This window comes from Rhodopseudomonas infernalis (assembly GCF_022271405.1).
In the GTDB taxonomy this organism is placed as follows: domain Bacteria; phylum Pseudomonadota; class Alphaproteobacteria; order Rhizobiales; family Xanthobacteraceae; genus Rhodopseudomonas; species Rhodopseudomonas infernalis.
In genome coordinates this window covers 1-1,002 of record NZ_JAJNAL010000084.1, presented here as the reverse complement: position 1 = coordinate 1,002, position 1,002 = coordinate 1, and the positions used below count along the sequence as shown (strand labels likewise).

Sequence of the window (1,002 nt, the reverse complement as noted above, 5' to 3'; positions counted from 1 at the left end):
GGTTTGTGATTCAAGATGCTGGCTGGATCGGAGGCCAGCATCGAATGGTCCGACCTCTTTCGAATGATCTTCGAGAACGAGCCGTGAGGGCGCTGGAATCCGGCGAGAGCTGCCATGCTGTGGCGGCCCGGTTCGATGTTGCCGTATCGTCCGTTGTGAAGTGGCGCCAACGCTATCGCGCGACAGGTTCGGTGGCGCCGGGCAAGATGGGCGGGCACCGCAAGCCGGTTCTGGAGCCGTATCGGGCGTTCATCGTGGAGCGGATCAGGCAGACATCACATCTGACGCTGCACGGTCTGAAGGACGAACTCGCTGCCCGAGGCGTGAAGGTCTCGCACCACGCGGTGTGGACGTTCCTGCGGCGCGAGGGTCTGAGCTTCAAAAAAAACGCTGTTCGCCCTTGAGCAGGGCCGCGCCGACGTCGCGCGGCGGCGGCAGCGTTGGCATAGTCTACAGGATCGCCTCGACCCAAGCCGGCTGGTGTTCATCGACGAGACCTGGATCAAGACCAACATGGCCCCGCTGCGCGGCTGGGGACCCAAAGGCGAGCGGCTTCGCGGTTTTGCGCCGCACGGCCACTGGCGAACGCTGACCTTCCTGGGCGCGCTGCGCTGTGACCGGCTCACTGCGCCTTGCGTGTTCGATGGGCCGATCAACGGCGAGAGCTTCCGCGCCTATGTCGAACAGCAACTCGTTCGCGTGCTGCAGCCGGGCGACATCGTCGTCATGGATAATCTCGGAAGCCACAAGTCGCCGTCCGTCCGTGAGATGATCCGAAAAGCCGGTGCCAGGCTGTGGTACCTGCCGCCATACTCGCCCGACCTCAACCCGATCGAGCAGGTGTTTGCCAAGATCAAGCACTGGATGCGCATAGCGCAAAAGCGCACGATCGACGCCGCCTGCGATCACATTGGTCACCTCGTCGGAACCATCCTGCCAGACGAATGCACCAACTACTTCGTCAACGCAGGATACGCTTCCATCAAAACATGAAACGCTCTA

At 62.2% G+C, this 1,002-nt stretch carries 1 protein-coding gene; it reads left to right on the top strand.

Going from position 1 to position 1,002, the window contains the following annotated elements; translation table 11 throughout:
• Nucleotides 1-44 precede the first annotated feature (44 nt).
• Nucleotides 45-993 (top strand): IS630 family transposase gene (locus LPW26_RS25305; RefSeq protein WP_238738530.1). Its coding sequence is split into 2 segments (ribosomal slippage): nt 45-380 and nt 382-993, totalling 948 coding nucleotides; the frame shifts between segments, so codons are not numbered across the junction.
• Nucleotides 994-1,002 lie beyond the last annotated feature (9 nt).